This is a genomic window from Streptomyces sp. NPDC017943 (assembly GCF_044328425.1).
In the GTDB taxonomy this organism is placed as follows: Bacteria; Actinomycetota; Actinomycetes; order Streptomycetales; family Streptomycetaceae; genus Streptomyces; species Streptomyces djakartensis_A.
Genome location: NZ_JBIRHH010000006.1, coordinates 477,369 through 504,346, shown reverse-complemented (window position 1 = coordinate 504,346; position 26,978 = coordinate 477,369). Strand labels below are relative to the sequence as shown.

At 71.3% G+C, this 26,978-nt stretch carries 19 protein-coding genes and 2 tRNA genes; 4 read left to right on the top strand and 17 right to left on the bottom strand.

Annotation, left to right across the window (positions count from 1 at the left end; genetic code table 11):
- Positions 1–48: 48 nt before the first annotated feature.
- The 7 genes from mreD to ACH4C6_RS22395 form a co-directional block, all read right to left on the bottom strand.
- Positions 49–723 (bottom strand): rod shape-determining protein MreD, encoded by a 675-nt coding sequence (gene mreD, locus ACH4C6_RS22425; protein WP_398110357.1) that lies wholly within the window; start codon positions 721–723, stop codon positions 49–51.
- Positions 724–736: 13 nt separating this feature from the next.
- A complete protein-coding gene (mreC, locus tag ACH4C6_RS22420) occupies positions 737–1,684 on the bottom strand; it encodes a rod shape-determining protein MreC (RefSeq protein ID WP_398110356.1) in 948 nt (315 codons plus the stop codon).
- Positions 1,685–1,828: 144 nt separating this feature from the next.
- Positions 1,829–2,848: a rod shape-determining protein gene (locus ACH4C6_RS22415; protein WP_006133575.1), complete on the bottom strand. Its 1,020-nt coding sequence runs from the start codon at positions 2,846–2,848 to the stop codon at positions 1,829–1,831.
- A 275-nt stretch (positions 2,849–3,123) separates the two neighbouring features.
- Positions 3,124–3,537, bottom strand: a complete 414-nt coding sequence (gene ndk / locus ACH4C6_RS22410; protein WP_398110355.1) for a nucleoside-diphosphate kinase — start codon at positions 3,535–3,537, stop codon at positions 3,124–3,126.
- A gap of 66 nt (positions 3,538–3,603) precedes the next feature.
- Positions 3,604–3,960 (bottom strand): DUF4233 domain-containing protein, encoded by a 357-nt coding sequence (locus ACH4C6_RS22405; RefSeq protein WP_398110354.1) that lies wholly within the window; start codon positions 3,958–3,960, stop codon positions 3,604–3,606.
- A 6-nt stretch (positions 3,961–3,966) separates the two neighbouring features.
- A complete protein-coding gene (locus ACH4C6_RS22400; protein WP_398110353.1) occupies positions 3,967–5,490 on the bottom strand; it encodes a bifunctional folylpolyglutamate synthase/dihydrofolate synthase in 1,524 nt (507 codons plus the stop codon).
- A gap of 192 nt (positions 5,491–5,682) precedes the next feature.
- Positions 5,683–8,334, bottom strand: coding sequence for a valine--tRNA ligase (locus tag ACH4C6_RS22395; RefSeq protein ID WP_398110352.1), 2,652 nt, complete (start codon positions 8,332–8,334; stop codon positions 5,683–5,685).
- 138 nt (positions 8,335–8,472) lie between these two features.
- Here ACH4C6_RS22395 and ACH4C6_RS22390 point away from each other — a divergent pair, with 138 nt between their 5' ends.
- Both ACH4C6_RS22390 and ACH4C6_RS22385 read left to right on the top strand, forming a co-directional pair.
- Positions 8,473–9,414: a hypothetical protein gene (locus tag ACH4C6_RS22390; RefSeq protein WP_398110351.1), complete on the top strand. Its 942-nt coding sequence runs from the start codon at positions 8,473–8,475 to the stop codon at positions 9,412–9,414.
- 471 nt (positions 9,415–9,885) lie between these two features.
- A complete protein-coding gene (locus ACH4C6_RS22385; protein ID WP_398110350.1) occupies positions 9,886–10,083 on the top strand; it encodes a hypothetical protein in 198 nt (65 codons plus the stop codon).
- Positions 10,084–10,156: 73 nt separating this feature from the next.
- Here the strand turns inward: ACH4C6_RS22385 and clpX are convergent, their stop codons facing one another.
- The 5 genes from clpX to ACH4C6_RS22360 all read right to left on the bottom strand — a co-directional run bounded on the left by clpX (position 10,157) and on the right by ACH4C6_RS22360 (position 15,056).
- Positions 10,157–11,443 (bottom strand): ATP-dependent Clp protease ATP-binding subunit ClpX, encoded by a 1,287-nt coding sequence (clpX, locus tag ACH4C6_RS22380; protein ID WP_031114127.1) that lies wholly within the window; start codon positions 11,441–11,443, stop codon positions 10,157–10,159.
- Between the two features lie 181 nt (positions 11,444–11,624).
- Positions 11,625–12,332, bottom strand: coding sequence for an ATP-dependent Clp protease proteolytic subunit (locus tag ACH4C6_RS22375; RefSeq protein ID WP_398110349.1), 708 nt, complete (start codon positions 12,330–12,332; stop codon positions 11,625–11,627).
- 112 nt (positions 12,333–12,444) lie between these two features.
- Positions 12,445–13,050 carry an ATP-dependent Clp protease proteolytic subunit gene (locus ACH4C6_RS22370; RefSeq protein ID WP_086603934.1) on the bottom strand — a complete coding sequence of 202 codons (606 nt, stop codon included), beginning with the start codon at positions 13,048–13,050 and terminating at the stop codon, positions 12,445–12,447.
- Between the two features lie 353 nt (positions 13,051–13,403).
- A complete protein-coding gene (gene tig / locus ACH4C6_RS22365; RefSeq protein WP_398110348.1) occupies positions 13,404–14,786 on the bottom strand; it encodes a trigger factor in 1,383 nt (460 codons plus the stop codon).
- A 193-nt stretch (positions 14,787–14,979) separates the two neighbouring features.
- A tRNA-Pro gene (locus ACH4C6_RS22360) sits at positions 14,980–15,056 on the bottom strand.
- Positions 15,057–15,220: 164 nt separating this feature from the next.
- On the opposite strand from ACH4C6_RS22360, the gene ACH4C6_RS22355 reads away from it, so the two are divergent.
- A tRNA-Gly gene (locus tag ACH4C6_RS22355) sits at positions 15,221–15,291 on the top strand.
- A gap of 94 nt (positions 15,292–15,385) precedes the next feature.
- Here the strand turns inward: ACH4C6_RS22355 and ACH4C6_RS22350 are convergent.
- Together ACH4C6_RS22350 and ACH4C6_RS22345 are read right to left on the bottom strand one after the other, a co-directional pair.
- Positions 15,386–17,890 carry a protein kinase gene (locus tag ACH4C6_RS22350; RefSeq protein WP_398110347.1) on the bottom strand — a complete coding sequence of 835 codons (2,505 nt, stop codon included), beginning with the start codon at positions 17,888–17,890 and terminating at the stop codon, positions 15,386–15,388.
- Positions 17,891–17,982: 92 nt separating this feature from the next.
- A complete protein-coding gene (locus ACH4C6_RS22345) occupies positions 17,983–18,177 on the bottom strand; it encodes a hypothetical protein (protein WP_010041885.1) in 195 nt (64 codons plus the stop codon).
- Between the two features lie 620 nt (positions 18,178–18,797).
- Between ACH4C6_RS22345 and ACH4C6_RS22340 the strand changes: the two genes are divergently transcribed.
- The gene (locus tag ACH4C6_RS22340; RefSeq protein WP_398110346.1) at positions 18,798–19,979 is read left to right on the top strand and encodes an acyltransferase family protein; all 1,182 of its coding nucleotides are present in this window, start codon (positions 18,798–18,800) and stop codon (positions 19,977–19,979) included.
- A gap of 84 nt (positions 19,980–20,063) precedes the next feature.
- On the opposite strand, the gene ACH4C6_RS22335 is transcribed toward ACH4C6_RS22340, so the two are convergent.
- The 3 genes from ACH4C6_RS22335 to ACH4C6_RS22325 are packed head-to-tail and all read right to left on the bottom strand — an operon-like array spanning position 20,064 to position 26,916.
- Positions 20,064–21,494, bottom strand: coding sequence for a DUF6177 family protein (locus ACH4C6_RS22335; protein ID WP_398110345.1), 1,431 nt, complete (start codon positions 21,492–21,494; stop codon positions 20,064–20,066).
- Between the two features lie 4 nt (positions 21,495–21,498).
- Positions 21,499–25,476, bottom strand: a complete 3,978-nt coding sequence (gene eccCa / locus ACH4C6_RS22330) for a type VII secretion protein EccCa (protein WP_398110344.1) — start codon at positions 25,474–25,476, stop codon at positions 21,499–21,501.
- Positions 25,477–25,527: 51 nt separating this feature from the next.
- The gene (locus ACH4C6_RS22325; protein ID WP_398110343.1) at positions 25,528–26,916 is read right to left on the bottom strand and encodes a CpaE family protein; all 1,389 of its coding nucleotides are present in this window, start codon (positions 26,914–26,916) and stop codon (positions 25,528–25,530) included.
- Positions 26,917–26,978 lie beyond the last annotated feature (62 nt).

Below are 26,978 nucleotides of genomic sequence, written 5' to 3'. Positions count from 1 at the left end.
CACCGGACCGGCCCGTTCGGGTGAACTTCTCCGTGCGTGCCCCCGGGTTCACAGGCGCTTGACCCCCTTGATGCGCCCGGCGCGCGCCATCCGTGCCCGGGCCGCCTTCACCCGCAGGCCGTTGCGCTGGCTGCCGATCTTCAGGCCGGTGCCGCCGGCGAGCCAGCCGGAGGAGATGTCGGTGGCCTTGGCGGCCGCCGAGGTGGACTCGGCGAGCGGATCGTTGTCGACCTTGCGGGCCAGCGCCATCACGCCCGGCACCACGAACGGGGCGAGCAGCAGGTCGTACAGCGCGGCCGTGAACAGCAGCCCGCTCAGGCCCACGTGGCGGGCGGCGGTGTCCCCGACGAGGGCGCCGACCCCGGCGTACAGCAGGGTGGAGCCGACGGCGGCGGCCACCACCACGACCATGGGCCCGGTCGCGGACTTCAGCTGGCCGGTCTCGGGCTTGACCAGGCCCGCGAGGTAGCCGATGACGCACAGCACCAGGGCGTACCGCCCGGCCGCGTGGTCGGCGGGCGGGGCGAGGTCGGCCAGCAGTCCCGCGCCGAAGCCGATGAGGGCGCCGCCGACGTGCCCGTACACCAGCGCCAGCCCCAGCACGGTGAGCAGCAGCAGGTCCGGCACCGCGCCCGGCAGGTGCAGGCGGGCGAGGACGCTGACCTGGATCACCAGGGCGACGACGACCAGGGCGGAGGAGAGCAGGATCCGGTTGACGCGCATGGGATGTGAGCTCCTACTGCTCTTGCTGGTTCTGGCCGTCCACGGGGGCCTCGGCGGACGGCGTCACGGTCACCGTCACCGTCGGCCTCGGGGTGGGCTTGGGCTTGGGCGGGAGCACCGTGTCGCGCGGGTCCTTCTTCGGGGCCTGGACGACGACACCGACGATGTCGAGCTTGCTGAAGGCGGCGTACGGCGTGACGTAGAGCGTGCGGGTCAGGTCGCCGCCGGAGGGGTCGACGCGGGAGACCACGCCGACGGGCACGCCGGGCACGAACGGCCGGTCGGCCTGCGAGCCGAAGGTGACCAGGCGGTCCCCCTTCTTCACCTCGGCCTTGCCGTTGAGCAGCTCGACGCGCAGCGGGCGGTCGCCCTGGCCGGAGGCGAAGCCGAGTTCGTCGCCGGACTCCATGCGGGTGCCGACGGTGAAGTCGGGGTCGTTGGCGAGCAGCACGGTGGCGGTGTGCGGGCCGACGGTGGTGACGCGGCCGACGAGCCCGTCGCCGTTCAGGACGGTCATGTCGCGTTTGATGCCGTCCTGGGCGCCGACGTCGATCGTGATGGTCCAGGAGAAGCCCTGCGCCGCACCGATGGCGATGACCTCGGCGCCCTTGATGCCGTACTGGCCCTGGCCGGCGACCTTCAGCATCTTGTCGAGCTGCTTGAGCCGGCTGCGGCTGCGGTCGTCGCTGCCGAGGCGGGCCTTCAGGGCCGCGTTCTCCTGCTCCAGCAGAGCGAGGCGGTCGTGCCGCTCCCCGGAGTCACGGATGGCGGAGACCGCGTTGCCGACCGGGTCGACCGCGGCCGAGACGCCGCTCTCGATCGGGCCGAAGACCGTCGCCGCACCCTGACGGGCACCGTCGACGGGCGAATCCTCCCCGCCGCGGATGTCCACCGTGATCAACGCGAACGCGATGGCGATCAGCAGCACCAGGAGCAGCCGGCTCTCTCGTGTGTCCCTCACGTGCGGCGGCCGTGCCTTCCTCGTAGGAATTCGGGAAGCCCCAGGGAATACCGAGGGGCTGCTTTTGCGGGAGCTTATGCCTCTATATCAACGATCCGCCGTACGAGAGGAGATCGTCCCGTACGGCGGAATCGAAGAGTTATGTCATCTGCGCGGCTGGGCGTCCAGCACCTGCTGGAGTGCCTCGAACTCCTCGACGCACTTCCCGGACCCGAGCGCCACGCTGTCCAGGGGGTCCTCGGCGATGTGGATCGGCATGCCGGTCTCCCGGCGCAGCCGCTCGTCCAGGCCCCGCAGCAGCGCCCCACCGCCGGTCAGAACGATTCCTCGGTCCATGATGTCGCCGGACAGCTCCGGCGGGCACTTGTCGAGGGTCGTCTTGACGGCGTCGACGATCGCGTTGACCGGCTCCTCGATCGCCTTGCGGACCTCCGCGGCGGAGATGACGACGGTCTTCGGCAGCCCGGACACCAGGTCCCGGCCGCGGATTTCGGTGTGCTCGTCGGTGTCGAGGTCGTACGCCGAACCGATCGTGATCTTGATCTGCTCGGCCGTCCGCTCACCCAGCAGGAGCGAGTACTCCTTCTTGATGTGCTGGATGATCGCGTTGTCCAGCTCGTCGCCCGCGACGCGGATGGACTGGGCGGTGACGATGCCGCCGAGGGAGATGACCGCGACCTCCGTCGTGCCGCCGCCGATGTCGACCACCATGTTGCCCGTGGCCTCGTGGACCGGCAGGCCGGAGCCGATGGCCGCGGCCATGGGCTCCTCGATGATGTGCACCTGGCGGGCGCCGGCCTGGGACGACGCCTCGATGACGGCACGGCGCTCGACGCCCGTGATGCCCGAGGGCACGCAGACGACGACCCGCGGACGAGCCAGATAGCGCCGCTTGTGGATCTTCAGGATGAAGTAGCGGAGCATCCGCTCGGTGATCTCGAAGTCGGCGATCACGCCGTCCTTCAGCGGACGCACGGCAACGATGTTGCCGGGCGTGCGCCCGATCATCTTCTTCGCTTCGGCGCCGACCGCGAGGATGCCACCGGTGTTGGTGTTGATCGCGACGACGGACGGCTCGTTGAGTACGATCCCGCGACCCCTGACGTACACCAGCGTGTTGGCGGTCCCGAGGTCGACAGCCATGTCACGGCCGATGAACGACATTGAGTTCCCCATCGAGATTCGTCTGGCCTTCCTGTGGGCTTTTGAGGGCTTTTCAGGTCGGCAAAGGTGGGTGCTGTGACGTGAAGGCTTCCATGGTAGACGCGCCTTCGCGAACACTGCGGGAGGGTCCTGGCCATTGTCAGCAGATGGCGACCGCATCCGCTTGTGGAGACGGGCGTTCGGGGCCCTTCGTTCCCTCGATCGCCACGCATATGCCGCAAAGCCCGGGGACCTCCGCCCCCGGACCCGCCGGATGTGCCGGTGCCGTGCGGACGTTACGAACGGCCGGGGAAGAAGATCTTCACCTCGCGCTCGGCGGACTCCTCGGAGTCGGAGGCGTGGATCAGGTTCTCCCGGACGATCACACCGAAGTCGCCGCGGATGGAACCGGGCGCCGCGGCGATCGGGTCGGTCGGGCCGGCCAGCTGCCGCACACCCTCGATGACCCGCTCGCCCTCGACGATCAGCGCCACGACCGGGCCGGAGGACATGAACGCCACCAGCGGCTCGTAGAAGGGCTTGCCCTTGTGCTCGCCGTAGTGCTGCTCCAGCGTGTCCTGGTCCAGGGTGCGCTGCTCCAGCGCGGTGATCGTCCAGCCCGCCTTGCGCTCGATGCGGCTGATGATCTCGCCGGTCAGGCCGCGACGGACGGCGTCGGGCTTGAGGAGGACGAGGGTGCGCTGGCTCACGACGGGCTCCTTATGCAATCAAGGTGGTGCGGTGGGACGAGGTTACCCGGCGTGTCGGCGTGCCCGTCACGCAGCGTCAGGCGTGGAGGATGCCGCCTGGGCCGCGAATCTCGCCTTGGCCGCGTCGACCTTCCGGCCGTAGTGCACCGACGCCCACCACAGGGCCGCGAAGACCACGCCCAGGAAGAACATCATCGGCACCGCGAAGCCCGCCGCGACGAGCGCGATCTGCAGCGCCCAGCCCAGGACGACCCCGCCGGGGCGCGTCACCAGGCCGCACAGCAGCAGGCACAGGAACATCGCGACACCGCTGACCGTCCACACGGTCGTCATGGACAGGTCCGGGTCCTTCATGGCGACCAGGCCCGCGAAGCCGATGATGAAGAACTCGCCGATCAGCGTCGAGGAACAGAGCGTACGCACGGGATCTCAGCCCCTTCCCAGCAGCAGTCGGGCCTCGCCGACGGTGATGACGGAACCGGTGACGAGCACACCGCCGCCGGCGAACTCGCCCTCCTCCTCGGCCAGCGTGATCGCGGCCTCCAGGGCGTCCGGCAGCCGCGGCTCGACCTGGACACGCTCCTCGCCGAACACCTCGACGGCGATGCCCGCCAGCTCGTCGGCGTCCATCGCACGGTGGCTGGAGTTCTGCGTGACGACGACCTCCGCGAACACCGGCTCGAAGGCCTCCAGCAGCCCCCGGACGTTCTTGTCGCCGCTCGCGCCGACGACCCCGATGAGACGGCTGAACTGGAACGCCTCCCCGATCGCCTCGGCCGCGGCCCGGGCGCCCGCCGGGTTGTGCGCGGCGTCCAGCACGACCGTCGGGGAGCGCCGCACGACCTCCAGCCGGCCCGGCGAGGCCACGGCCGCGAACGCCCTGCGGACCGTGTCCAGCTCCAGCGGCTCGGGCCGCTGGGCGCCGACCCCGAAGAACGCCTCCACCGCGGCCAGCGCCACCGCCGCGTTGTGCGCCTGGTGCGCCCCGTGCAGCGGCAGGTAGACCTCCGGGTACTCGCCGCCCAGCCCGCGCAGCGTCACCAGCTGCCCGCCGACGGCCACCTGCCGGTCGACGACGCCGAACTCCAGGCCCTCCCGGGCCACCGTCGCGTCCACGTCGACGGCCTTCTTCAGCAGCACCTGCGCGGCGTCGACCGGCTGCTGCGCCATGATGACCGTCGCGTCCTGCTTGATGATCCCGGACTTCTCCGTGGCGATCTCGGCGTGCGTCGAGCCCAGCCGGTCGGTGTGGTCCAGGCTGATGGGCGTCACCACGGCGACGTCCCCGTCGATCACGTTCGTGGCGTCCCAGGAGCCGCCCATGCCGACCTCGACGACGGCGACGTCCACGGGGGCGTCCGCGAAGGCCGCGTACGCCATGCCCGTGAGCACCTCGAAGAACGACAGCCGGTACTCCTGCTGCCCGTCGACCATCTCCACGTACGGCTTGATGTCCTGGTACGTCTCGATGAACCGCTCGGGGGCGACCGGGGCGCCGTCCAGGCTGATGCGCTCGGTGATCGACTGCACGTGGGGCGAGGTGTAGCGCCCGGTGCGCAGCTCGAAGGCGCCGAGCAGGGCCTCGATCATGCGGGCGGTGGAGGTCTTGCCGTTGGTGCCCGTGATGTGGATGGAGGGGTACGAGCGCTGCGGCTCGCCCAGGACGTCCATCAGGGCGGCGATGCGGGCGACGGACGGCTCCAGCTTGGTCTCGCCCCAGCGCGTGGCGAGCTCCGTCTCGACCTCGCGCAGGGCCTTGTCGACCTCGGGGTCGGCGGGCCGCGCGGGGACGTCGGCGTCGGGCGGGCCGCCCTGGGTGCGCAGGGTGCGGCTGCCGGCCTCGATGACGGCGAGGTCGGGGTCGCGGGTGGTCTCCTCCGCGATGATCTCGTCGAAGGGGTCGAGGGGGTCGGGCTGGTCGTCGGCGCTGTGGTCCGGGGGGAGCTCGCTCACGGGGCCCAGTCTACGGAGACCGACTGACATCGTTTGCGGTGGCTTGCGTCGTCGGGTGCGTGCCCGTTCGCCGTGGCTTGCCGCGCCCACGCGGCGGAGCCGCACATCGATACAGCCCCGCGCTCCTGAACTGCACGAAGGCCCCCGGCGCCGACGAGCACCGGGGGCCTTCGCACCGTACGGACGGACGGACTACGCCTGGGGCAGGCGCTCCAGCTGGGACTGGATGCGGGCGATGTCCTCCTCCGCCTTGGCCAGGCGGGTGCGGATCTTGTCCACGACGTGGTCGGGGGCCTTCGCCAGGAACGCCTCGTTGCCGAGCTTGGCGTTCGCCTGCGCCTTCTCCTTCTCGGCCGCGGCGAGGTCCTTCGCCAGGCGCTTGCGCTCCGCCGCCACGTCGATCGTGCCGGACAGGTCGAGCGCGACCTCGGCACCGGCGACCGGGAGGGTCGCCGTCGCCGTGAAGGACTCGCCCTCCGGCTGGAGGCGCAGCAGCTGGCGGACGGCGGCCTCGTGCGGCGCGAACGGCGTGCCGTCCAGGGTGAGCCGGGCCGGGACCCGCTGGCCGGGCTGGAGACCCTGGTCGGCGCGGAAGCGGCGGACCTCGGTGATGACCGACTGGAGGGACTCGATCTCACGCTCGGCGTCGGCGTCCCGGAAGCCGCCCGGTGCGTCGGCACCAGGAACCGACACAGCCTTCGGCCAGTCGGCGATGACGACCGACTCGCCGCCGGTCAGCGTCGTCCACAGCGTCTCGGTGACGAACGGGACCACCGGGTGCAGCAGCTTCAGCGTGACGTCGAGGACCTCGCCCAGGACACGCTTGCTGACCTCGGCCGCCTCGCCGCCCGCCTGGAACGTCGTCTTGGACAGCTCGACGTACCAGTCGAAGACCTCGTCCCACGCGAAGTGGAACAGCGCGTCGGAGAGCTTCGCGAACTGGTAGTCGTCGTAGTACGCGTCGACCTCGGCGACCACCGAGTTCAGCCGGGACAGGATCCAGCGGTCCGTCGACGACAGCTTCGACACGTCCGGCAGCGGGCCGTCGACCGTCGCGCCGTTCATCAGCGCGAAGCGCGTCGCGTTCCAGATCTTGTTGGCGAAGTTCCGCGAGCCCTGGACCCAGTCCTCGCCGATCGGCACGTCGACGCCCGGGTTGGCGCCGCGGGCGAGGGTGAAGCGCAGGGCGTCGGAGCCGTACTTGTCCATCCAGTCCAGCGGGTTGACCGCGTTGCCGAAGGACTTCGACATCTTCTTGCCGAACTGGTCGCGGACCATGCCGTGCAGGGCGATGGTGTGGAACGGCGGGGTGCCGTCCATCGCGTACAGGCCGAACATCATCATCCGGGCGACCCAGAAGAAGAGGATGTCGTAGCCGGTGACCAGGACGGAGTTGGGGTAGAACTTCGCGAGCGACTCGGTCTGCTCGGGCCAGCCGAGCGTGGAGAACGGCCACAGGCCGGAGGAGAACCAGGTGTCGAGGACGTCGGTGTCCTGACGCCAGCCCTCGCCGGTCGGGGCCTCGTCGTCGGGGCCGACGCAGACGACCTCGCCGTTCGGGCCGTACCAGACCGGGATGCGGTGGCCCCACCACAGCTGGCGCGAGATGCACCAGTCGTGGAGGTTGTCGACCCAGTCGAAGTAGCGCTTCTCCATCTCCTGCGGGTGGATCTTGACCCGGCCGTCGCGGACGGCGTCACCGGCCGCCTTGGCCAGCGGGCCGACCTTGACCCACCACTGCATGGACAGGCGCGGCTCGATGGTGGTCTTGCAGCGCGAGCAGTGGCCGACGGAGTGGACGTAGGGCCGCTTCTCGGCGACGATCCGGCCCTCGGCGCGCAGTGCGGCGACGATCGCCGAGCGGGCCTCCAGCCGGTCCAGGCCCTGGAAGGGGCCGTGGGCGGTGATGACCGCGTGCTCGTCCATGATCGTGATGGCCGGCAGGTCGTGGCGCTGGCCGATCTCGAAGTCGTTCGGGTCGTGCGCGGGGGTGACCTTGACGGCGCCCGTGCCGAACTCGGGGTCGACGTGCTCGTCGGCGACGACCGGGATGGAGCGGTCGGTCAGCGGCAGCTTGATCTGCTTGCCGACCAGGTGCCGGTAGCGCTCGTCCTCGGGGTGGACGGCGACGGCCGTGTCACCGAGCATCGTCTCGGCGCGGGTGGTGGCGACGACGATGGTGTCGTCCCCGTCGCCGTACGTCATGGAGACGAGCTCGCCGTCGTCGTCCTGGTACTCGACCTCGATGTCCGAGATGGCCGTCAGGCACCGGGGGCACCAGTTGATGATGCGCTCGGCGCGGTAGATCAGCTCGTCGTCGTAGAGCCGCTTGAAGATGGTCTGGACGGCCTGGGACAGGCCCTCGTCCATCGTGAAGCGCTCGCGCGACCAGGCGACGCCGTCGCCCAACCGCCGCATCTGGCCGCTGATCTGGCCGCCGGACTCGCCCTTCCACTGCCAGACCCGCTCGACGAAGGCCTCCCGGCCCAGGTCGTGCCGGGACTTGCCCTCCTTGCCGAGCTCGCGCTCGACGACGTTCTGCGTGGCGATGCCGGCGTGGTCCATGCCGGGCTGCCACAGCGTCTCGAAGCCCTGCATCCGCTTACGGCGGGTCAGGGCGTCGATGAGGGTGTGCTCGAAGGCGTGCCCGAGGTGCAGGCTCCCGGTGACGTTCGGCGGCGGGATGACGATGGTGTACGGCGGCTTCTCGCTCTTGGCGTCCGCCTCGAAGTAGCCCCGCTCCACCCAGCGCTCGTACAGCGGCCCCTCTACGTCGGCCGGCGCGTACTGGGTCGGCAGGTCGGTGCTGGGCGCTGGTGGCTGCTGCTGAGCGTTCTCGGTCACGGGGGTCAGTTTAGAGGTGTCACGACCCCGTCCCGAAACGCGTTTCGTTTGTAACGGTGGCGGCCCCGATGCCATGCACACGGCGGGTCTGCGCCAGGATGTCGGTAAGACCCGAGCATCTGGAGGGGAACCCAGAAGATGAGCTACAACCAGCCGGGCCCGTACGGCGGGCAGCCCCAGCAGCCCGGACCGTACGGCCAGCCGGGCCCGTACGGCCAGCCGCCGCAGGCGCCCCAGCCCGGCTACGGCTACCCCCAGCAGGCCCCTCCGCCCCAGCCCGGATACGGCTACCCGCAGCAGCCCCCGCAGGGCGTCCCGCCGCAGCAGCCCCCGTACGGCCAGCAGCCGCCCTACGGCCAGGCCCCCTACGGCATGCCGCAGCCTCCGGCGCCGGGCGGCGGCAAGAAGAAGACGGGCCTGATCATCGGCGCGGTGGCGGTCGTCGCGGCGATCGGCGTGGGCGCGTACTTCGTCCTCGGCGGCAGCGGCGGCGCGGGCGCGCTGGAGGACGACGGACCGCACAAGCTGGCGACGCCGGCGAAGGTGCTCACCGACTACCAGCGCACCACCAAGGACGGGCAGACCGCCGGCGACGACTCGACGGCGGAGCTGGAGAAGAGCGGCGTGAAGAACGCCAAGACGGCGGCGGGCCTGTACTCGACGGTCGACCTGAGCGACTACGACCCGAACGACCCGGCGTCCGCCGCGAAGATGGCCACGGCCAAGACCCTGTCGGTGGCCGGTGCCTACGGTGAGATCTCCGACCCGGAGGCCACGCTGGACCTGTTCTTCACCAACTTCAGGAAGTCGGCCGAGAAGGAGTCCTCCACCGGTTCCGACAAGCCCGAACTGGTCGGCGAGCCGGAGTCGGCGGATCTCGACGGCGCGGTCATGAAGTGCCAGTCGGTCAAGGGCCAGGACCAGCTGACCAAGAAGGAGAAGGTCAACTGGTTCTGCGCGTGGGCCGATTACAGCACCATCGCCATCATCTCCCCCGGTGACGCGGCGCAGGGCGTCACCAAGGACGTGGCGATCGACCTCACCACGAAGGTGCGCGGGGAAGTCCGCGTCAAGGCCTGACGCCAACTCGGCAACGGCAAAGGCGCCCGGCGATGTCGCCGGGCGCCTTTGTGTGTCGGGGGGTGGGTCAGGCCGCCATTGAGGAAAGCCACAGCGGTGACCTGTCACTCGACCGGGGAGAAGCGAGGTCGGGCGACGCCATCCACCAGCGCGCCGTCCTTCGCGATGGCGGCCAGGTTGGATAACGTGGGCACGTCAATCGAACATATGAAGGGTTTTCTTGTGCGTACATGGCCTTCATTACTCGTCGCGACGTCTGTCGCCGTGCTTGCCATTCCCCTCACGGCCACTCCCGCTGCCGCGTACGAGGCATCGAGCAGTTGCCAAGCGCAGCAGCCGGGCGGAGTGGTGGTACCGGACGGCGCACGGGCCATCGGGTCCTGGAACTGGGCATCCGCCAACTCCTTGTCCAGCCTTCATCTGGAAGCGAAGGATCTCAGGGCCGACGGTTTCAGCGCGGCGGTCCGACTCGTGACGAAGCAGCGCGACGGGGAGACCCGCTACTGGAGTTGGCACAAGAACACGAAGGGGTCCGGAACCACGGACTCCTGGGACACCTCGGCGACTGACGCCCAGGGCATCAGGTCCGCCTGGGTCCAGGGTGGCCTCTTCAACGGCTCCACGCTGATCGGCTTCTGCAACGGCGAGAAGCGCACGAACCCTGACTAAGGCCTGACGCCGACTCGGCAACGGCAAAGGCGCCCGGCGATGTCGCCGGGCGCCTTTGTGTGTCGGGGGGTGGTCAGGCCGTCTTCTGCTCGCCCGGGCCTCGGCCGCGCGCGTCCCTCGGGATCAGGGTCGGGTTGACGTTGGACTGGACGACGTCCGCCGTGATGACGACCCGGGCCACGTCCTTGCGGGACGGGACCTCGTACATGACGCCCTGGAGGACTTCCTCCATGATGGCGCGCAGGCCGCGCGCGCCGGTCTGGCGGAGGATGGCCTGGTCGGCGATGGCCTCCAGCGCCTCGCGCTCGAAGTCCAGCTCCACACCGTCGAGTTCGAACAGGCGCTGGTACTGCTTCACCAGCGCGTTGCGCGGCTCGACGAGGATCTGGAGCAGCGCCTCGCGGTCGAGGTTGTGCACCGAGGTGATGACCGGCAGGCGCCCGATGAACTCGGGGATCATGCCGAACTTGACCAGGTCCTCCGGCATGACCTCCTGGAACTGGTCCTTGGACTCCATCTCGCGCTTGGAGCGGATCTGCGCGCCGAAGCCGATGCCCTTGGCGCCGGCCCGGGCCTCGATGATCTTCTCGAGTCCGGCGAAGGCACCGCCCACGATGAACAGCACGTTCGTCGTGTCGATCTGGATGAACTCCTGGTGGGGGTGCTTGCGCCCGCCCTGCGGCGGCACGGAGGCCGTGGTGCCCTCCAGGATCTTCAGCAGGGCCTGCTGGACACCCTCGCCCGACACGTCACGCGTGATCGAGGGGTTCTCGCTCTTCCGCGCGACCTTGTCGATCTCGTCGATGTAGATGATCCCGGTCTCGGCCTTCTTGACGTCGTAGTCGGCCGCCTGGATCAGCTTCAGCAGGATGTTCTCGACGTCCTCGCCGACGTAGCCGGCCTCCGTCAGGGCCGTGGCGTCGGCGATCGCGAACGGGACGTTCAGCATGCGCGCGAGGGTCTGCGCGAGGAGGGTCTTGCCCGAGCCCGTGGGGCCGAGCAGGAGGATGTTGGACTTCGCCAACTCGATGGCGTCGTCACGGCCGTTGGCCCCGCCGTTCTCCCCGGCCTGGACGCGCTTGTAGTGGTTGTACACCGCGACGGACAGGGCCTTCTTGGCGGCCTCCTGGCCGACCACGTAGCCCTCGAGGAACTCGTAGATCTCGCGCGGCTTCGGGAGTTCCTCCCAGCGGACCTCGCTGGTCTCCGCGAGTTCTTCCTCGATGATCTCGTTGCAGAGGTCGATGCACTCGTCGCAGATGTACACACCGGGCCCTGCGATGAGCTTCTTGACCTGCTTCTGGCTCTTGCCGCAGAACGAGCACTTGAGCAGATCGCCGCCGTCACCGATGCGTGCCACGGTGTGCTTCCCCTTCGCCTGGGAGACTCCTGGACGTCGACGTCCAGCGGACTCCTGGTGCTGCCTTATGTCCGACGGTACCTTGCCGGGCCCCCCGTCCGGGCCCCCCTTGGCGCGGTTCGCTTCGACGTGGACCGTGTCAAACCGTGCCAAGGGGCGGCAGACGTTACAGCCTCTCGCCTCAGCGCAGGCTCGAGTTGTCCATCTTCCGGGTGGTGATGATCTGGTCGATCAGGCCGTAGCTCAGGGCGTCCTCGGCCGTGAGGATCTTGTCGCGCTCGATGTCCTCGCGGATCTTGTCGATCGTCTGGGTCGAGTGCTTGGCCAGCATCTCCTCCAGCTGCGTGCGCATGCGGAGGATCTCGTTGGCGGCGATCTCCAGGTCGGACACCTGGCCGCGGCCCGTCTCGCTGTAGGGCTGGTGGATCAGCACGCGCGCGTTCGGCAGGGCCATGCGCTTGCCCGGCGTGCCGGCGGCGAGCAGGACGGCGGCGGCGGAGGCGGCCTGGCCCATGCAGACCGTCTGGATGTCCGGCTTGACGTACTGCATGGTGTCGTAGATCGCCGTGAGCGCGGTGAAGGAGCCGCCCGGGCTGTTGATGTAGACCGAGATGTCACGGTCGGGGTCCATCGACTCCAGGCACAGCAGCTGCGCCATGACGTCGTTGGCGGAGGCGTCGTCGATCTGGACGCCGAGGAAGATCACGCGCTCCTCGAAGAGCTTCGCGTACGGGTCGTACTCGCGGATGCCCTGCGAGGTGCGCTCGACGAAACGCGGGATGACGTAGCGGGACTCGGCCTGCGGGCCGGTGTAGCGGCCCTGCGAGCCGCTCATGTCCTGCATGGCGTGCATACGGTCGTAGATCCCACTGCCGGGGAACTGGTTCACGGTGTCTCCTGGAAAGGGCTGAGGCGGTCGGCTGGGGCTGACTGGGGTCCGCTGGGGCCCCTGGGCGGGGCTCCGTGGCCTCACGGGGCGCCACAGGCCCCGTGAGGACCGCTCAGGCCCCGGTGCCGCCGCCGCCCGGCATGCCGGCGGCCGTGGGGATCACGTCGTCGATGAGGCCGTACTCCTTGGCCTCGAAGGCGTCGAACCAGCGGTCGCGGTCCGAGTCGCGGGTGATCTGCTCGACCGACTGGCCGGTGTGCTGAGCGGTGAGCTCGGCCATGCGCTTCTTGGTGTGCAGCAGCCGCTCGGCGTGGATCTTGATGTCCGAGGCCGAACCGGCCAGACCCGCGGAGGGCTGGTGGATCAGGATCTCGGCGTTCGGCAGCGCGAAGCGCTTGCCGGGGGTGCCCGCGCTGAGCAGGAACTGCCCCATGGAAGCCGCGAGACCCATGGCGATGGTCACCACGTCGTTCTTGATGAACTGCATCGTGTCGTAGATCGCCATGCCGGCCGTGATCGAACCGCCGGGGCTGTTGATGTACAGGTAGATGTCCTTGTCCGGGTCGGCGGCAAGGAGCAGCAGCTGTGCGGTGATCTTGTTGGCAATGTCGTCGTCGACCGGCTGGCCGAGGAAGATGATCCGCTCGTTGAGCAGCCGGTTGTAGACCTGGTCGCCGAGGCCACCACCGATGGAAGGCTCGCCGGCGGCTGAAGGCATCAGATTCGTCACGTATCCACCTGCTCGTCTTACGACGGCGCCGGGCCGTCTCACGTTTCCCTGCGGGGCTCGGAGCCGTTCGGGGACTCCTCTGCCCTGGTATTCATGGACCCTAACGCGCGGGTCCTCCCGGGGAATCCCGGAGATGGGAGTGTTCGCCGGGGGCGTAGCGCGGTGGGCTCCGCCGGGAGGCCGTGCGGTCTCGCCGCGGGTGGTTCGGCCCTCGCCGGGCTGCGGGCGGGTGGGGGCTCGTCGCGCGGTTCCCCGCTCCCCCGAGGAGCGCTGCCCCCTGGGTGACAAGAAGGCCCCGGGGCACGCCCCAGGGCCTTCTCATGAACTCACGCGACCGGGGATCAGCCCTCGGTCTTCTCCTCGGCGGACTCGGCCGGGGTCTCCTCGGCGGAGGCCTCGGTGGTGTCCTCGTCCTCGTCGTCGAGGTCGACGACCTCGCCGTTGGTGTCCTTGACCGTGGCCTTCTCGACCACGACGGCCAGGGCCTTGCCGCGGGCGACCTCGCCGACCAGGAGCGGAACCTGGCCGCCCTCGACGACCGCCTGGGCGAACTGGTCGGGGGACATGCCGGAGGAGGCGGCGCGGCGCATGAGGTGCTCGGTGAGCTCCTCCTGGTTGACGTTCAGCTTCTCCTGCTTGACCAGCTCGTCGAGCACGAACTGGGTCTTGATGCCCTTGACCGCGGCCTCACGGGTCTCGGAGTCGAACTCCTCCTCGGTCTTGCCCTGGATCTCCAGGTACTTCGCGAGGTCGAGGCCCATCTGGCCGAGCTGGTGGTGCTCCAGGTTGTGCTTGCGGGTGTTGATCTCGTCCTCGAGCAGCTTCTCGGGGACGGGCACCTCGACCAGCTCGAGCAGCTTCTCCAGGACGCGCTCCTGGGCCTGCGTGGCCTGGTCGTACTGCTTCATGTTCTCGAGGCGCTTGCGGCTGTCGGCGCGCAGCTCCTCGAGGGTGTCGAACTCGGAGGCGAGCTGCGCGAACTCGTCGTCCAGCTCGGGCAGTTCGCGCTTGGCGACCTGGGTGACCTTGACGGTGACCTCGGCCTCCTTGCCGGCCGCCGAGCCGCCCTTGAGCTCGGAGGTGAAGGTGGCCTCGCCACCGGCCTCCAGGCCCTTCACGGCGTCGTCGATGCCGTCCAGCAGCTCGCCGGAGCCGATGGTGTAGGAGACGCCGTTGGCGATGCCGTCCTCCAGGACCTCGCCCTCGACCTTGGCCTCCAGGTCGATGGTGACGACGTCGCCGTCCTCGGCGGCACGCTCGACCGGGGCGGTGGAGGCGAAGCGCTCGCGCAGCTCCTCGACGGCCTTGTCGACGTCCTCGTCGGTGACCTCGACCGCGTCGACCTCGACCTCGATGCCGGAGTAGTCCGGGATCTCGATGGACGGGCGGATGTCGACCTCGGCGGTGAAGTTCAGCGTCTCGCCGTCCTTCAGCTCCGTGATGTCGACCTCGGGCTGGCCCAGCACGCTGAGCTCGGCCTCGTTCACCGCGTCGGTGTAGAACTTCGGAAGCGCGTCGTTGACGGCCTCCTCCAGCACCGCACCGCGGCCGAACCGCTGGTCGATGACCCGGGCCGGGACCTTGCCCTTGCGGAAGCCCTTCACCGTGACCTGCTGGTTGATCTTCTTGTACGCCGCGTCGAGGCTGTCCTTGAGCTCCTCGAAGGGCACCTCGACAGTGAGCCGAACCCGAGTCGGGTTCAGGGTCTCCACGGCGCTCTTCACGGTTCGGTCTCCTTGTGGCTGACTGCTTGGGTTCTGCCGGGGCCAGAGCGGCCCGGCGGATTTCGCCGCCCGGAGGACTTCAGACGCTGAGACACACGGGCGTGCAGCTTGCATAGTAACGGCAGGGACTACACCGCCCAAAAGGCGATCACGTCAGTGACCGGGAGACGATCACGCGAGGTGACCGGGTGGCTGGTCGGGGTGGCGGGATTTGAACCCACGGCCTTCCGCTCCCAAAGCGGACGCGCTACCAAGCTGCGCCACACCCCGTCTGGTGCGACACGTAGGGTACATGCCGGCAGGCCGTGCGGCCGCCGCATTTCCGGGGTGCCGGCGCCGCGTCGGGCGGAGCGGGAATGCGGTGTGCGGCGAAGGGGGGCGACCCGCTACGATGCCTGCAGTGCCGCGGTCACCCGACCTGCGGCGCGTGCTGTGCGGGCGTAGCTCAATGGTAGAGCCCTAGTCTTCCAAACTAGCTACGCGGGTTCGATTCCCGTCGCCCGCTCTTCATGGCTCAGGGCCAGGTCGGAGGATCATTCCTCCGCCTGGCCCTGAGTGTTTTTGCCTGCGCGGAGGCCCAGGACGATCTGGTCCGGGCGTCAGAGGTCGCGGACGTTCAGGGTGTAGACGGAGCGGGTGCCGTAGGGGACGTACAGGGCGTCGCCGACCAGGGTGGGGGGCGCGCCGGTGGTGTCGTCGGGTTCGCCGCTGTCGTCGCGGCCGTCCTGGTCGCCCTCGACCTTCCCGGTGCGCACGTCGAGGGCCGCCACCCGGCCGCTGGGCGACGCGAAGTAGACGTGTGTGGCGGAGGCCGCCGGGGGGCCCTGCCGTTCCACGGTGGAGTTGCTGTTCCAGAGCGTCCGCCCGGTGCGCGGCGAGACCGCGCTCACGCCGCCGCTGCCCCGGGTGAAGTAGACCCTGCCCCGCAGCAGGTGGGCGGCGGAGGCGTCGGCCTGCTGGGCGGAGACCCGGACGGTGGTCACGGCGTGGGTGCCGGTGTGGACCCGGGTCAGGCCCTTGCCGGGCGCGTCCCGGACGGCCAGCACCAGGTGGTCGCCGTCCCGGCCGAGCAGCTCCAGGTCGCCCTCCGCCCAGGCCGTCCAGCGGGCCTTGCCGGTGGCCGCGTCCAGCTCGGACACGGTCGTCCGGGCGGTGTCCTGCTGCCACATGCCGGTGGTGCAGATCAGATAGGGCCGTTGCGCCACGGCGTGCAGGGCGCAGGTCTGTGCGCCCTGCGGTTCGGGACGCCTCCAGCGGACCTCGCCGGTGGCGGCGTCGAGCAGGGCGTACTCGTCGCCCGTCGCGCCGTAGGCCGTGAGCACGCCCTCGGAGAGGGCGGCGGCGCCGCCGACCTCGGCGTCGGGCGCGCCGGCGGTCTGGCCGTCGGCCGTCCGGGTCCGCCAGAGCACCTCGCCGGTCCGGGCGGACAGGGCCGCGACCGTGTAGGTGAACAGAGGGCCGGCGCCGTCCGCCATCTCCCGGCTGTCCGCCTGGTAGGCGTAGACGCGGTCGCCGTCCGCGCCGATGATCGAGCCCTCGTCCGAGGCCAGGCCGTCCGGCGCCGTCGGGTCGACGAAACGGGTCCAGGTGCGCTCGCCGCGGGCGAGGTCGTAGCGGGTGGCCATGACCTGGCCGCCCGCACACACCAGGGACGTGTCCACGGCGGTGCACCGCCGGAACGCGGCGGAGTCGCCGGGCCGGCGATCGGCACCCTTCAGCGGCACCGGCCCGGCGGCCCACGCCCGCCAGCCCTCGGGCAGGTCGGCCGCCTCGGCGGAGGACGAGGGCGTGCGGCCGGTGTCGCGGGTCAGGGTGAGCGTGGTGGTGACCAGCGCGGCGAGAACGACCGAGACGGCGGCCCCCGCCAGCATCAGGGCGTTCCTGCGGCGCCTTGGGGCACGGCCCGTGCCAGGGGCCGGAGGCTCTGCCTGCGGGGTCCCGGGGCCGGGCGGGGTGCGCTCCTCGTCTCGCGCCGGGGTCCCCGGGCCGGGTGGGGTGGTGTCGGTGGGGGGTGACGCGGGTTCGGCCTGCGAGGCCTCGGGGCCGGGCGGGGTGTGGTCCGGGCCGGGTGGGGTGGTGTCGGTGGGGGGTGCCGGTGGGGGCGGGGCGGGGTGGCGTCGGGTGTGGTGTCCGGCGTCCGCCTCCCCGGGCGGGGACTGGGGGGTCCTCCCCCGCTCGGTGCGGGCCGGCTCGGGCCAGACCGTGCCGGACGGTTCGGTCGGGCGGGGGACCGGCCCGGGGCGGGCGCGTCCGGGGGCGGCGGCGCCGGCCCGGGGATGCCCGGCGGACGCGCCGGGGGCCTCGCGCAGCAGCGTGAACAGTTCGTCCGCGGCGGGGCGGGCGAAGCGGTCCTTGTCCAGGCACAGGCGCAGGCAGGCCAGCAGTTCCCGCGGCACGCCCGTGAGGTCGGGCTCGCCCTCGACGACCGCCAGGGCCGTCTCGTAGGCGCTCGGGCTGTCGAAGGGGCCGCGTCCGGTGGCCGCGTAGGTGAGGACCGAGCCCAGGGAGAAGATGTCGGCGGCCGGACCCACGTCCTGCGGAGAGGCGAACTGCTCGGGGGACATGAAGGGTGGTGTGCCCATGACGCGTCCGGTCTGCGTCAGGGCGTCGGAGGCGGCGGCCTCGGTGGCACGGGAGATGCCGAAGTCGATGACGCGCGGGCCGTCCTCGGCGAGCATCACGTTGGCCGGCTTCAGGTCGCGGTGGACCACTCCGGCGCGGTGGATGTCGCGCAGCGCCTCGGCGAGACCGGCGGCGAGTTCGCGCAGGCGGGGCAGCGGGAGCGGGCCGTGGGTGCGGACGTGGGTGCCGAGGTCCGCGCCCGGTATGTACAGCGTGGCCATCCAGGGGCGGGGCGCGTCGGCACCGGCGTCCACGACGGGGGCCGTGAACGCGCCGCTCACCCGCCGTGCCGCGGCCACCTCGCGGCGGAACCGGGTGCGGAACTCGTCGTCGTCGGCGTACTGGGCGTGCACCACCTTGACCGCGATGCGCCGGCCGGAGGCCGAGCGGGCGAGGTAGACCACCCCCATGCCGCCGGAGCCCAGGCGGTCCTCGATGCGGTAGCCGCCCACCTCGGCCGGGTCGGAGTCGCGCAGCGCCATCCCCGTACGTTCCCCCCGTCACGCACCGTCTCGGTCGGGGCGAGCGTATCCGCCCGGGCCGGGGAACCGCGGCGCGGGGCGGGCCCCGCCGGTCAGAAGCTGATGGAGTTGATGGTTTCCGCTATCGAGTTGAGGAACCTGTTGATGGACGGGGCCATGCCGGTCGAGGCGAGGAAGAAGCCGAAGAGGATCGCCACGATCGCGGGACCTGCCTTGATGGAGCCCCCTCTCAGCAACACCACAAGGATGATCGCCAACAGCAGCACCACAGACAGTGAAATGGCCACAACTGATCACACCCTCGGTCGGTCCGCTCTCCCGGCCCGGGGAAGCGACCCGCGCACCCCCGCCAGAACCATCGTGCCACCAACACGGCCCCGCTATGCGGCCGGTGACACAACGGCCACGCTCCGGTGGGGCCGGACCGGCGTGTCGCCCGGCGGCGGACGGCCAACGGCTGCCGGTCGCACGGCAATTCGATACACCACCCGCGCAGGGAATTCATTCACATCGTTGCCGTCCCCACACAACGCGTTCGCAGCTAATTCAAATCACCGCCACGGACCCGCCGACAGCCACCGGACAAGCCCGCGAAGAGGGCGGAAGCAGACATTCCACCGGAGTCGCCCGCTGGCCTTATGCCCGGCTTAGTCGGGATGTATCACCCCAAGCAGGGGCCGATGGGGGCACGGGCCGCACCCCGGAAGTGTGGCGCCCGTCACGCATGTTGCGATGTCAACTACCCGTTATCCGGGGGTATCCGAGCTGAATAGCCAGGATTCACGTCCGGCGTTTTACGAATAGCCGCAGGGAACGCTAGGGTGCCTCGAATGTTCCACGCTGCCTCGTCCCCCGCACGCGCAGCGAGGTCCCGGATCGTCTCCCCGAGCTCCTGGTGGGAGGGTCTGTGACGAACTCGCTGCGACCGAACGGCGACCAGAGGGCGCCACTTCCCCCGGCACAGCCGCCGGCGGGAGGAGTGCCGAGCCCTCGCTCGCCGCAGAGCCCGCAGAAGAAGCAGAACGGCAAGCAGCGCGACGCCTTCTTCGACAACGCGAAGTACCTCGCGATCGTGCTGGTGGCGATGGGCCACTCCTGGGAACCGCTCCGGGGCGACAGCCGCGTGATCGACGCCGCCTACCAGGTCGTCTACGCCTTCCACATGCCGGCGTTCATCATCATCTCCGGCTATTTCTCCCGCAGTTTCGACATGCGGCCCGACCGGCTCAAGCGCCTGGTCACCGGAGTCGCCGTGCCGTACGTCGTGTTCGAGACGGCCTACTCGCTCTTCAAGCGCTGGATCGACGACGACCCGGGCCACGAGATCAGCCTCCTGGACCCCTGGTACCTGACCTGGTTCCTGGTCGCGCTGTTCGTGTGGCGGCTGACCACGCCCCTGTGGAAGGCGGTGCGCTGGCCCCTGCCGCTCGCCCTGGTCCTCGCCGTGCTGGCGACCGTCAGCCCCTCGATCGGCGACGACCTCGACCTCCAGCGCGTCCTGCAGTTCCTGCCGTTCTTCGTCCTGGGCCTGACGATGAAGCCCGAGCACTTCCACATGGTGCGCCGCCGTTCGGTGCGGATCGCCTCGGTGCCCGTCTTCGCGGCCGCGGTGGCGTTCAGCTGGTGGGCGGCGCCGCGCATGAACGCCGCCTGGTTCTACCACCGCGACTCCGCGCAGGAACTGGGCGCGCCGTGGTGGACCGGCCCGGTGATGGTGCTGGCGCTGTTCGGCTGCTCCCTGGTGCTGACCGCCTGCTTCTTCGCCTGGGTGCCGCGCCGCCACATGTGGTTCACGTCGCTGGGCGCCGGCACGCTCTACGGCTACCTGCTGCACGGCTTCCTGAAGAAGGCCGGCGACTACCAGGGCTGGTTCGAGCCGTCGTGGCTGCACCACCCGGCCGGTGAGATCGCGGTGACCGTCCTCGCCGCCGCCGCCGTGACCGTGCTGTGCACCGCGCCGGTGCGCCGGGTGTTCCGGTGCGTGATGGAGCCGGCGATGGACTGGGCCTTCAAGCGGGACGCGGCCGAGGCCGCGCGTGAGCGTCAGGGCGTGGAGCGCCGCGAGCGCGAGAAGGCGACCGTGGGCTGAGCCCACCCACCCGATCCGGGCGACGCGGACGGCCCGCACTCCGTACGGAGTGCGGGCCGTCCGCCGTGTTCCCGAGGGTGTGGCCTACTCGCCCTTCAGATGGCGCATGAGGCGCTCGAAGTCCTGCCAGCCCGCGAGGTCGGAGGGGTTGCCCGGGAATGCGTAGTAGAGCGCGGGGCGGGTCTTCGGGCCCAGCTCCCGCGGCGCCTCGGGCAGCGGGGTGCGCCGGGCCCGGTCGCCCGGCATCTCGCGCACCTCCTCGGCGCCCAGGACGAACGCGTAGGGCACGCCCGGGCCTTCGAAGCGCGGCGGGACGGACAGGTCGCGCCGGGCCCGGCGGATCTGTACCAGCATGGATTGCAGGTCGTGCCGGGTGGCGAGGGCTTCCGCGGCGGTGATCACGGTGTCCGTGGGGATGTGCTCGCCCGGTCCGTAGCCGAGGACCATCGTGACGTCCTCCTCCACCCCGGCCTTGGTCCGGGTGACGCGGACCGTCGCCAGGCCCGGCCGCTCCGGGGTGCCGACGACCACGAACCAGCTGGGCTCGGGGGCCCGTTCGTGGGCGACGTCGGTCAACTGGCGCAGCGACCAGGGCAGGTTGGCGGGCTCCTCGGTGCCCCAGCCGGCCGGGGGCTCCCCCGTGATCTCCCGCCACACCGCCTCCACGGCGCCGCCGAGCACGAGCCGGTCGTCGGCGGGGTGGACGGCGCGGAAGGAGATCGCCAGCTGGCGCTCCCCCGTGTCGCCCTGCTCGACGACCCCCTCCTGGAAGGAGGCGGCCACGGGCGTGCGCGGGTCCTCGGCGGTGGCCTGCGGGGACTCCACCGTCACGAACAGGCCGTTGCTCCACTGCAGTACGGCCCCGGTGAGGCCGTCGTAGTAGCCGTCCCGCTCGTCCTGCACGACCCAGCGCGAGGGCCAGCCCGGGAGGCTGTTGCGCACCGCCGGGGACAGGCGGGTGCCCGCCGGGGTGACGATCTGCAGACCGAGACCGGCGTTTGCGGCGGCGCGGAAGGCGTCCGACAGCCAGGCCGTCATCGCGACCACGGGACGGTCCTGGATGACGACGGCGACCTTGTCGGTCAGCACGTCCACGGCGGGCTGCGCGGCGGCCGGGGCCGGCGCCACCGTCATCCCGTCCGTCCTGACCACCGCGAGGGACCACGCCGTCTGCGGCGGCCAGGCCGTACCGCCGACCAGGGTGGCGATCCGCGCCGCGAACGTCCCGGCGAGCTCCTCCGCCTCCTTGACCCCGGTGGTGGCGCGGGCCTCCGTCCACCAGTAGGGCACCTCGGGCTCCCGCGCCCCGAGCAGCCGCTCGGCCTCCCCCCTGACCTGCACCAGCAGCGGCGCCTCCACGGACACCAGCGGGCGGCCCTGCGGGTCGCACAGCTGCACCACGGCGCCCTCGCCCTCGGCGCCCACCAGCAGGTCCGGGCCCCCGGACAGCAGGCCCGCCAGCACGCTGAGCGGATCGGGCATCTTGCTGGTGAGGGCGATGACATCCTTCGTCACGCGTTTACCTCGTCCCCTCGTAGACGGTCTGGATGAGCCGGCTCGGTTCGCCCCTGCGGACCAGCACGCCGCGGCCGGGCGGCTGGTGGCTCGCGTACACGTTCGAGAAGAGCTGTCCCTCGCTGCGGTCCCCCGCCATCACCAGCGCCGAGGCGCCCGACTCGCGCAGGCTCTGCATCAGCGGCTCGTACAGGCCGCGCGAGGCGCCCGCGACCCGGCGGGTGAGGACGAAGTGCAGCCCGATGTCGACGGCCGAGGGGATGTACGGCACGAAGGGCGCCAGCGGCTGCTGCCCGGCCGTGGTGAGCACGTCGTAGTCGTCGACGAGGATCACGATGCGCGGGCCGGAGAAGCTGCCCGGCTCCAGGTCGGCGTTGTCGGCGGTCTCGTCGGGCAGCCGCTTGTCCAGCTCGGAGGCGATGCCGGCGGCCAGGCCGGCGCACAGCTTGGCGTTGTACGCGTAGCCGCCCCGGTACTCCTCCGGGACGACCCCGCGCAGTCCGCGGCGCGGGTCGAACACGCCGAAGACCAGCTCGTCGTCGCCGTAGCGCTCGATCAGGCCCCGCGCGATCACCTTCAGCAGGTTGGTCTTGCCGCACTCGCTGTCGCCCATGATCAGCAGGTGCTGGTCGCGGTGGAACAGGTCGACCAGGACGGGCGCGAGCTGCGTCTGGTCCAGGCCGATCGGCACGCGCCGCGGTTCGGCGGCGGGGCCGGGCAGCTGGTGGGCCTCCAGGACGTGCGGCAGGACGCGCACGGGCTGGGCGACCTCGCCGGTCCAGGTGGCGCGGATCGCCCGGGCGGTGGTCTCCAGGACGGCGCCGAGGTCCGCGGTGTCGGCGGCACCGTCGGTGCGGGGCAGGGCGACCTGGGCGAAGAGCTTGCGGTCGATGAGGACGCGGCCCTTCTCCTCGGGCGAGAGGGTCTCGCCGAGCTTGCGGTCGATGCTGGACTCGCTCGGGTCGTTCAGGCGCAGTTCCACGCGGGTGCCGAACTGGGACTGGGTGGCGATGCGCACGTCGTTCCAGCGGAGCATGCCGGCGACGACGTGGATGCCGTAGCCGCTGCCCCGCTTGAGGATGTCCACGACCGGGTCGTCGAGGTCCTCGAAGTCGTCGCGCAGGGCGCCGAACCCGTCGATGAGCAGCACGATCTCGGTGCTGGCCAGGTCGGGCAGGCGGCCTGCGGCGCGCAGGGCGCGCAGCTGCTCCAGCGAGTCGATGTTGTGGATGCGGAAGAGTTCCTCGCGCTGGTCGAGCATGGCGCGCACCGAGTCGATGGTGCGGGCGGCGCGCTCCCGGTCGGCCCGGCCCGCGATGCCGCCGACGTGCGGCAGCCCGGACAGGGCCTGCAGACCGCCGCCGACCAGGTCGAGGCCGTAGACGCCGACCTCCTGCGGGGTGTGGGTCAGGGCCAGGGAGAGGGCGAGGGTGCGCAGCAGCGTGGTCTTGCCGGACTGGGGGCCGCCGATGATCGCGGCGTGGCCGCCGGCCAGCGTGAGGTCCAGGTACCACTGGCCCTGCCACTGCCTGGTCGGGTCGTCGAGGACACCCAGCGGCACCTGGAGCGGGCCGCGGCGCTTGGCGAGCTGCATGCCGCGCGGACCGACCTGCACGGGGCCGGCGACCTTGTCGAGCGGGACCGCCGAGGGCAGCGGGGGGAGCCAGATCTGCCGGACCGGGCGGGCTCCGGAGCGCTCCAGCTGGTCGATCATCATGCCCATCTCGGTGGGGCCGGTCTCCCGGCGCCGCATCTGCGGCTCCTCCGGGGAGGCGGCGTCCTCCTGGCCCAGCGTGTTGTACGCGTCGTACTCCAGCACGAGCGGGCCCGTGTCCTCCTCGCTCTCGCGCCGGACGGGGCCGCGGTAGGCGCCGGAGACGTAGCCGGCCTTGAACCGCTCGTAGTGGCTGGTGTCGACCTTGAGGTAGCCGAAGCCGGGCAGCGGGGGCAGGTGGAAGGCGTCGGTGGTGTCCAGCACCGTGCGGGACTCGTCCGGGGAGAAGGTGCGCAGACCCAGCCGGTACGACAGGTAGGTCTCCAGGCCCTTCAGCTTGCCGGCCTCGATGCGCTGGCTGGACAGCAGCAGGTGCACGCCGATGGACCGGCCGATGCGGCCGATGGACAGGAACAGGTCGATGAAGTCCGGCTTGGCGGTGAGGAGTTCACCGAACTCGTCGATCACGACGAACAGGTGCGGCAGGGGCTCCAGGTCGGGCCGCTTCTCGGCGCGCAGCGCGGCGTAGTGGCCGATGTCGGCGACGTTGCCCGCGTCCTTGAGGACCTGCTGGCGGCGCTTGACCTCGCCCGCCAGGGAGGCGTGGACGCGCTCGACCAGGCCGGCCTGGTTCTCCAGGTTGGTGATGACGCCGGACACGTGCGGCAGGTTCGCGAACGGGGCGAAGGTGGCGCCGCCCTTGTAGTCGACGAGGACCAGGGCGAGATCCTCCGGCGGGTGGGTGGCGACCAGGGCGAGGACGAGGGTGCGCAGCAGCTCGGACTTGCCGGAGCCGGTGGCGCCGACGCACAGGCCGTGCGGGCCCATGCCCAGCTCGGAGGACTCCTTCAGGTCGAGCAGCACGGGTTCCTTGGCGTCGCTCACGCCGATCGGCACGCGCAGGAACGCCCTTTCGCCGCGCGGCGCCCACAGCCGGCTCAGGTCGAGCCCGGCGACGTCGTCGATACCCAGCAGTTCGGCGAAGTCGACCGGGCCGGTCAGGGGGGCGTCGACCATCGACTCCGCGGACAGGCGCAGCGGGGCCAGCATCCGGGCCAGGCCCTCGGCGAAGGGGGCGCCGATGTCGTCGACGGTGCCGTGCGCGCTGACCGGCTCCTTCTCGCGCAGGTCCTCGATGAGGACGCGTTCGCCGTCGACGGTGATGCGCACGCCCACGCTGCCGGGCTCCTGGACGCGCTGGTCGAGCAGGTGCAGCACGGTGACGCTCATGTCGCGCAGGCCGACCGCGTCGTCGGGGCGCGGCAGGTCGACGGCGTCGCCGCCGTGCGCGTCCGCCACGACGAGCAGGCGCGAGGACATGGCCAGGGCGTCCTTGTCGGACAGGCCGCGCCGGACCTCGGCCGCGTAGGAGGCGCGGCGGCGCAGTTCGCCGCCGATCTGGCGGGCCAGCTGGGGCAGCGAGGGGGCGATGCGGCGGGCCGCGACCGGGCCGTCGAACTGCTCGGAGTCGAGCAGGTGCGGCAGCCACTTGGCCCAGGCCCAGTCGGCGATCCGGTCGCCGGGCGCGGCCAGGGCCATGGCCACGTCGTCGGGCGCGTGGGTGGCGGCGGCCTGCGCGAGGAGTGCACGGGCGACGCGGAGCGTGTCCTCGCGCCGGCCGATGACGGTGACGTTGCCGACGCGGTCGAGGGGGACGGTGAGGGGCAGTTCGGTGCCGTTGCCGAAGCGGGCGACGAGGGCGGAGGCCTCGTTCAGCATGAACTCGTCGGGCGGGGTGAGCACGGAGGACCCGGGCGGGTCCACCTTGAGGTCGCGCACGGGCATCTCGCCGGTGCCGACGCGCACCCGCAGGAAGTCGGCGTCCAGGCGCCGTCGCTCCCACAGCCGGGCGGGGTCGCGCACGATGTCGTACAGCGCGTCCGGCGGCGGGTTCAGCACCTGGGTGCTCTCGCGCCGCTCGCGCTCCTCCCCCGACAACTCCTCGCGCAGGTCCTCCAGATAGGCCAGGTAGGCCTCGCGCTGGGTGCGGCGGGTGCGCTGGGCCTTGCCGCGCTGGGAGAAGACCAGGACGAGCGAGCCGACGATGGTGACGACGAGGATGATCGCGCCGAGGCCGGCGAACTGGCTGTTGCGCACGACCGTCATCATCACGACGGAGGACATGACGCCCGCGACGGGCAGCAGCGAGGTCGCGATCGAACCCGTCTTGCCGTCGGGCAGGTTGGGCGGCGCCTCGATGGAGCGCGGTTCGGGTGCGGCCGGCGGGCGGGTGGTGCGGGCCGGCCGGTGGATCAGTCGGGTGCTCATCGTCGTCGCCTCGTCCTGTGAGTCCTCGGGTTCCCTTCGTGCAGGGCGGGTTCAGCGGCGCCGGTGGGAGAGCTGGAAGGCCTGTGCCGCCAGGCGGGCGGCGGCCTGCCGGGTGCCGCGCGCCAGCAGTTCGGTGCGGATGGTGCCGCCCGCCGCCAGGTGCCGGTCGTAGGGCAGGACGCACACGCTCGCCCCGGTCGCCTTGAGCTGCTCGGCCGCCTTGTCCGGGTCGACGCCGGTGTGCGGCGCGGTCTCGGTGAGCACGACGACGGTGGAGGTGGTGATGTCCCGGGGCAGGCCGCGCATCCACTCCAGGACTGCGTGGGTACTGGCGATCCCCTCCAGCGTCGCCGGCACCGTCAGGATGCGTGCCTGGGCGGCGGACAGGGCGGTGCGGGCGACCTCGGCGGGCAGCGTCTCGCAGTCGGCGACGGTCACGCCGAAGTAGCGGCGCATCGACACCATGATCCGCTCGTAGCCCTTGGTGTCGAGCATCGCCCCGACCTGCCCCTGGCTTCCGGGCAACAGCCAGGCGTTCTCGGGCAGTTGGACCAGGTAGCCGGTGATGTCCAGGAGCGTCATCTGCGGTTCGAGGACGTCGGCGAGGTCACCGGTGGTCCACCGCAGGTTCTCCGCGCCGAGCCGCAACGGCAGGGAGCCGAGCGCCGGATCGGCCTCGACGACCAGCACCGGGTCCTGGCGGTAGTGGGCGTACGTGGTGGCCAGCAGCGCGGCCACGGTCGTCTTGCCGGAGCCGCCGCGGATGCTGGTCACGGCTATCTGCCGGCCGGTGGTCACCGGCTGCTGGAGCGTCTCGGCGGTCGCGGTGGTCTCGGCGACCTCCCGGGACGCCGAGGAGGCGAGGGTGCGGCGGACCGCGCGCACGGCCCGGGCCGCGAACGGCTCCCCGCGCCGGGGTCCCTTGCCCGCGCCCAGCAGCTTCTTGTCGACCACCGGCCGGCTCTCGGGGGCGGTGCGGGAGGAACGGGCCCGGGGGGCGGGGGCCTGCTCGGCGTACTGCACCGGCCGTTGCCGGTGCTGCGGGGCGTACTGCTGCTGCGGTGGCTGCGGCTGCCCGGGGTGCGGCTGGTGCGGGGCCGCGTACTGGCCGGCGTGCGGCTGCGGGGGCTGGGCGTACTGCTGACCGGCCGGGGCGGGCTGCTGGGGTTGCTGCGGCTGCTGCGGGTGGCCGGAGGTGCCGTGGAGGGCGGCCTGCGGCTGCTGCTGCGGAGGCACCTGCCGGGACGGCTGCTGCTGCGCGGGCGCGGGCGGCTGCTGCGCGGGCGCGGGCGGCTGCTGCGGGGAGGCCTGCGCCTGCGCGGGCGGCTGCCCGGGTGCCGGCGCCTGCTGCTGCTCGTCCGGTCGCCCGGCACGCTGCGGGGGCGTGCCGCCCCGCAGGTCGCGCAGCACGTCGTTCTGCCAGTTGTCGCCGGTCGGCATGTCGCCCTTCTCTCCTGCCGCGCCCTGCCCTGCCGTACCGCGGAGGCGGTGGCGGGCGGACG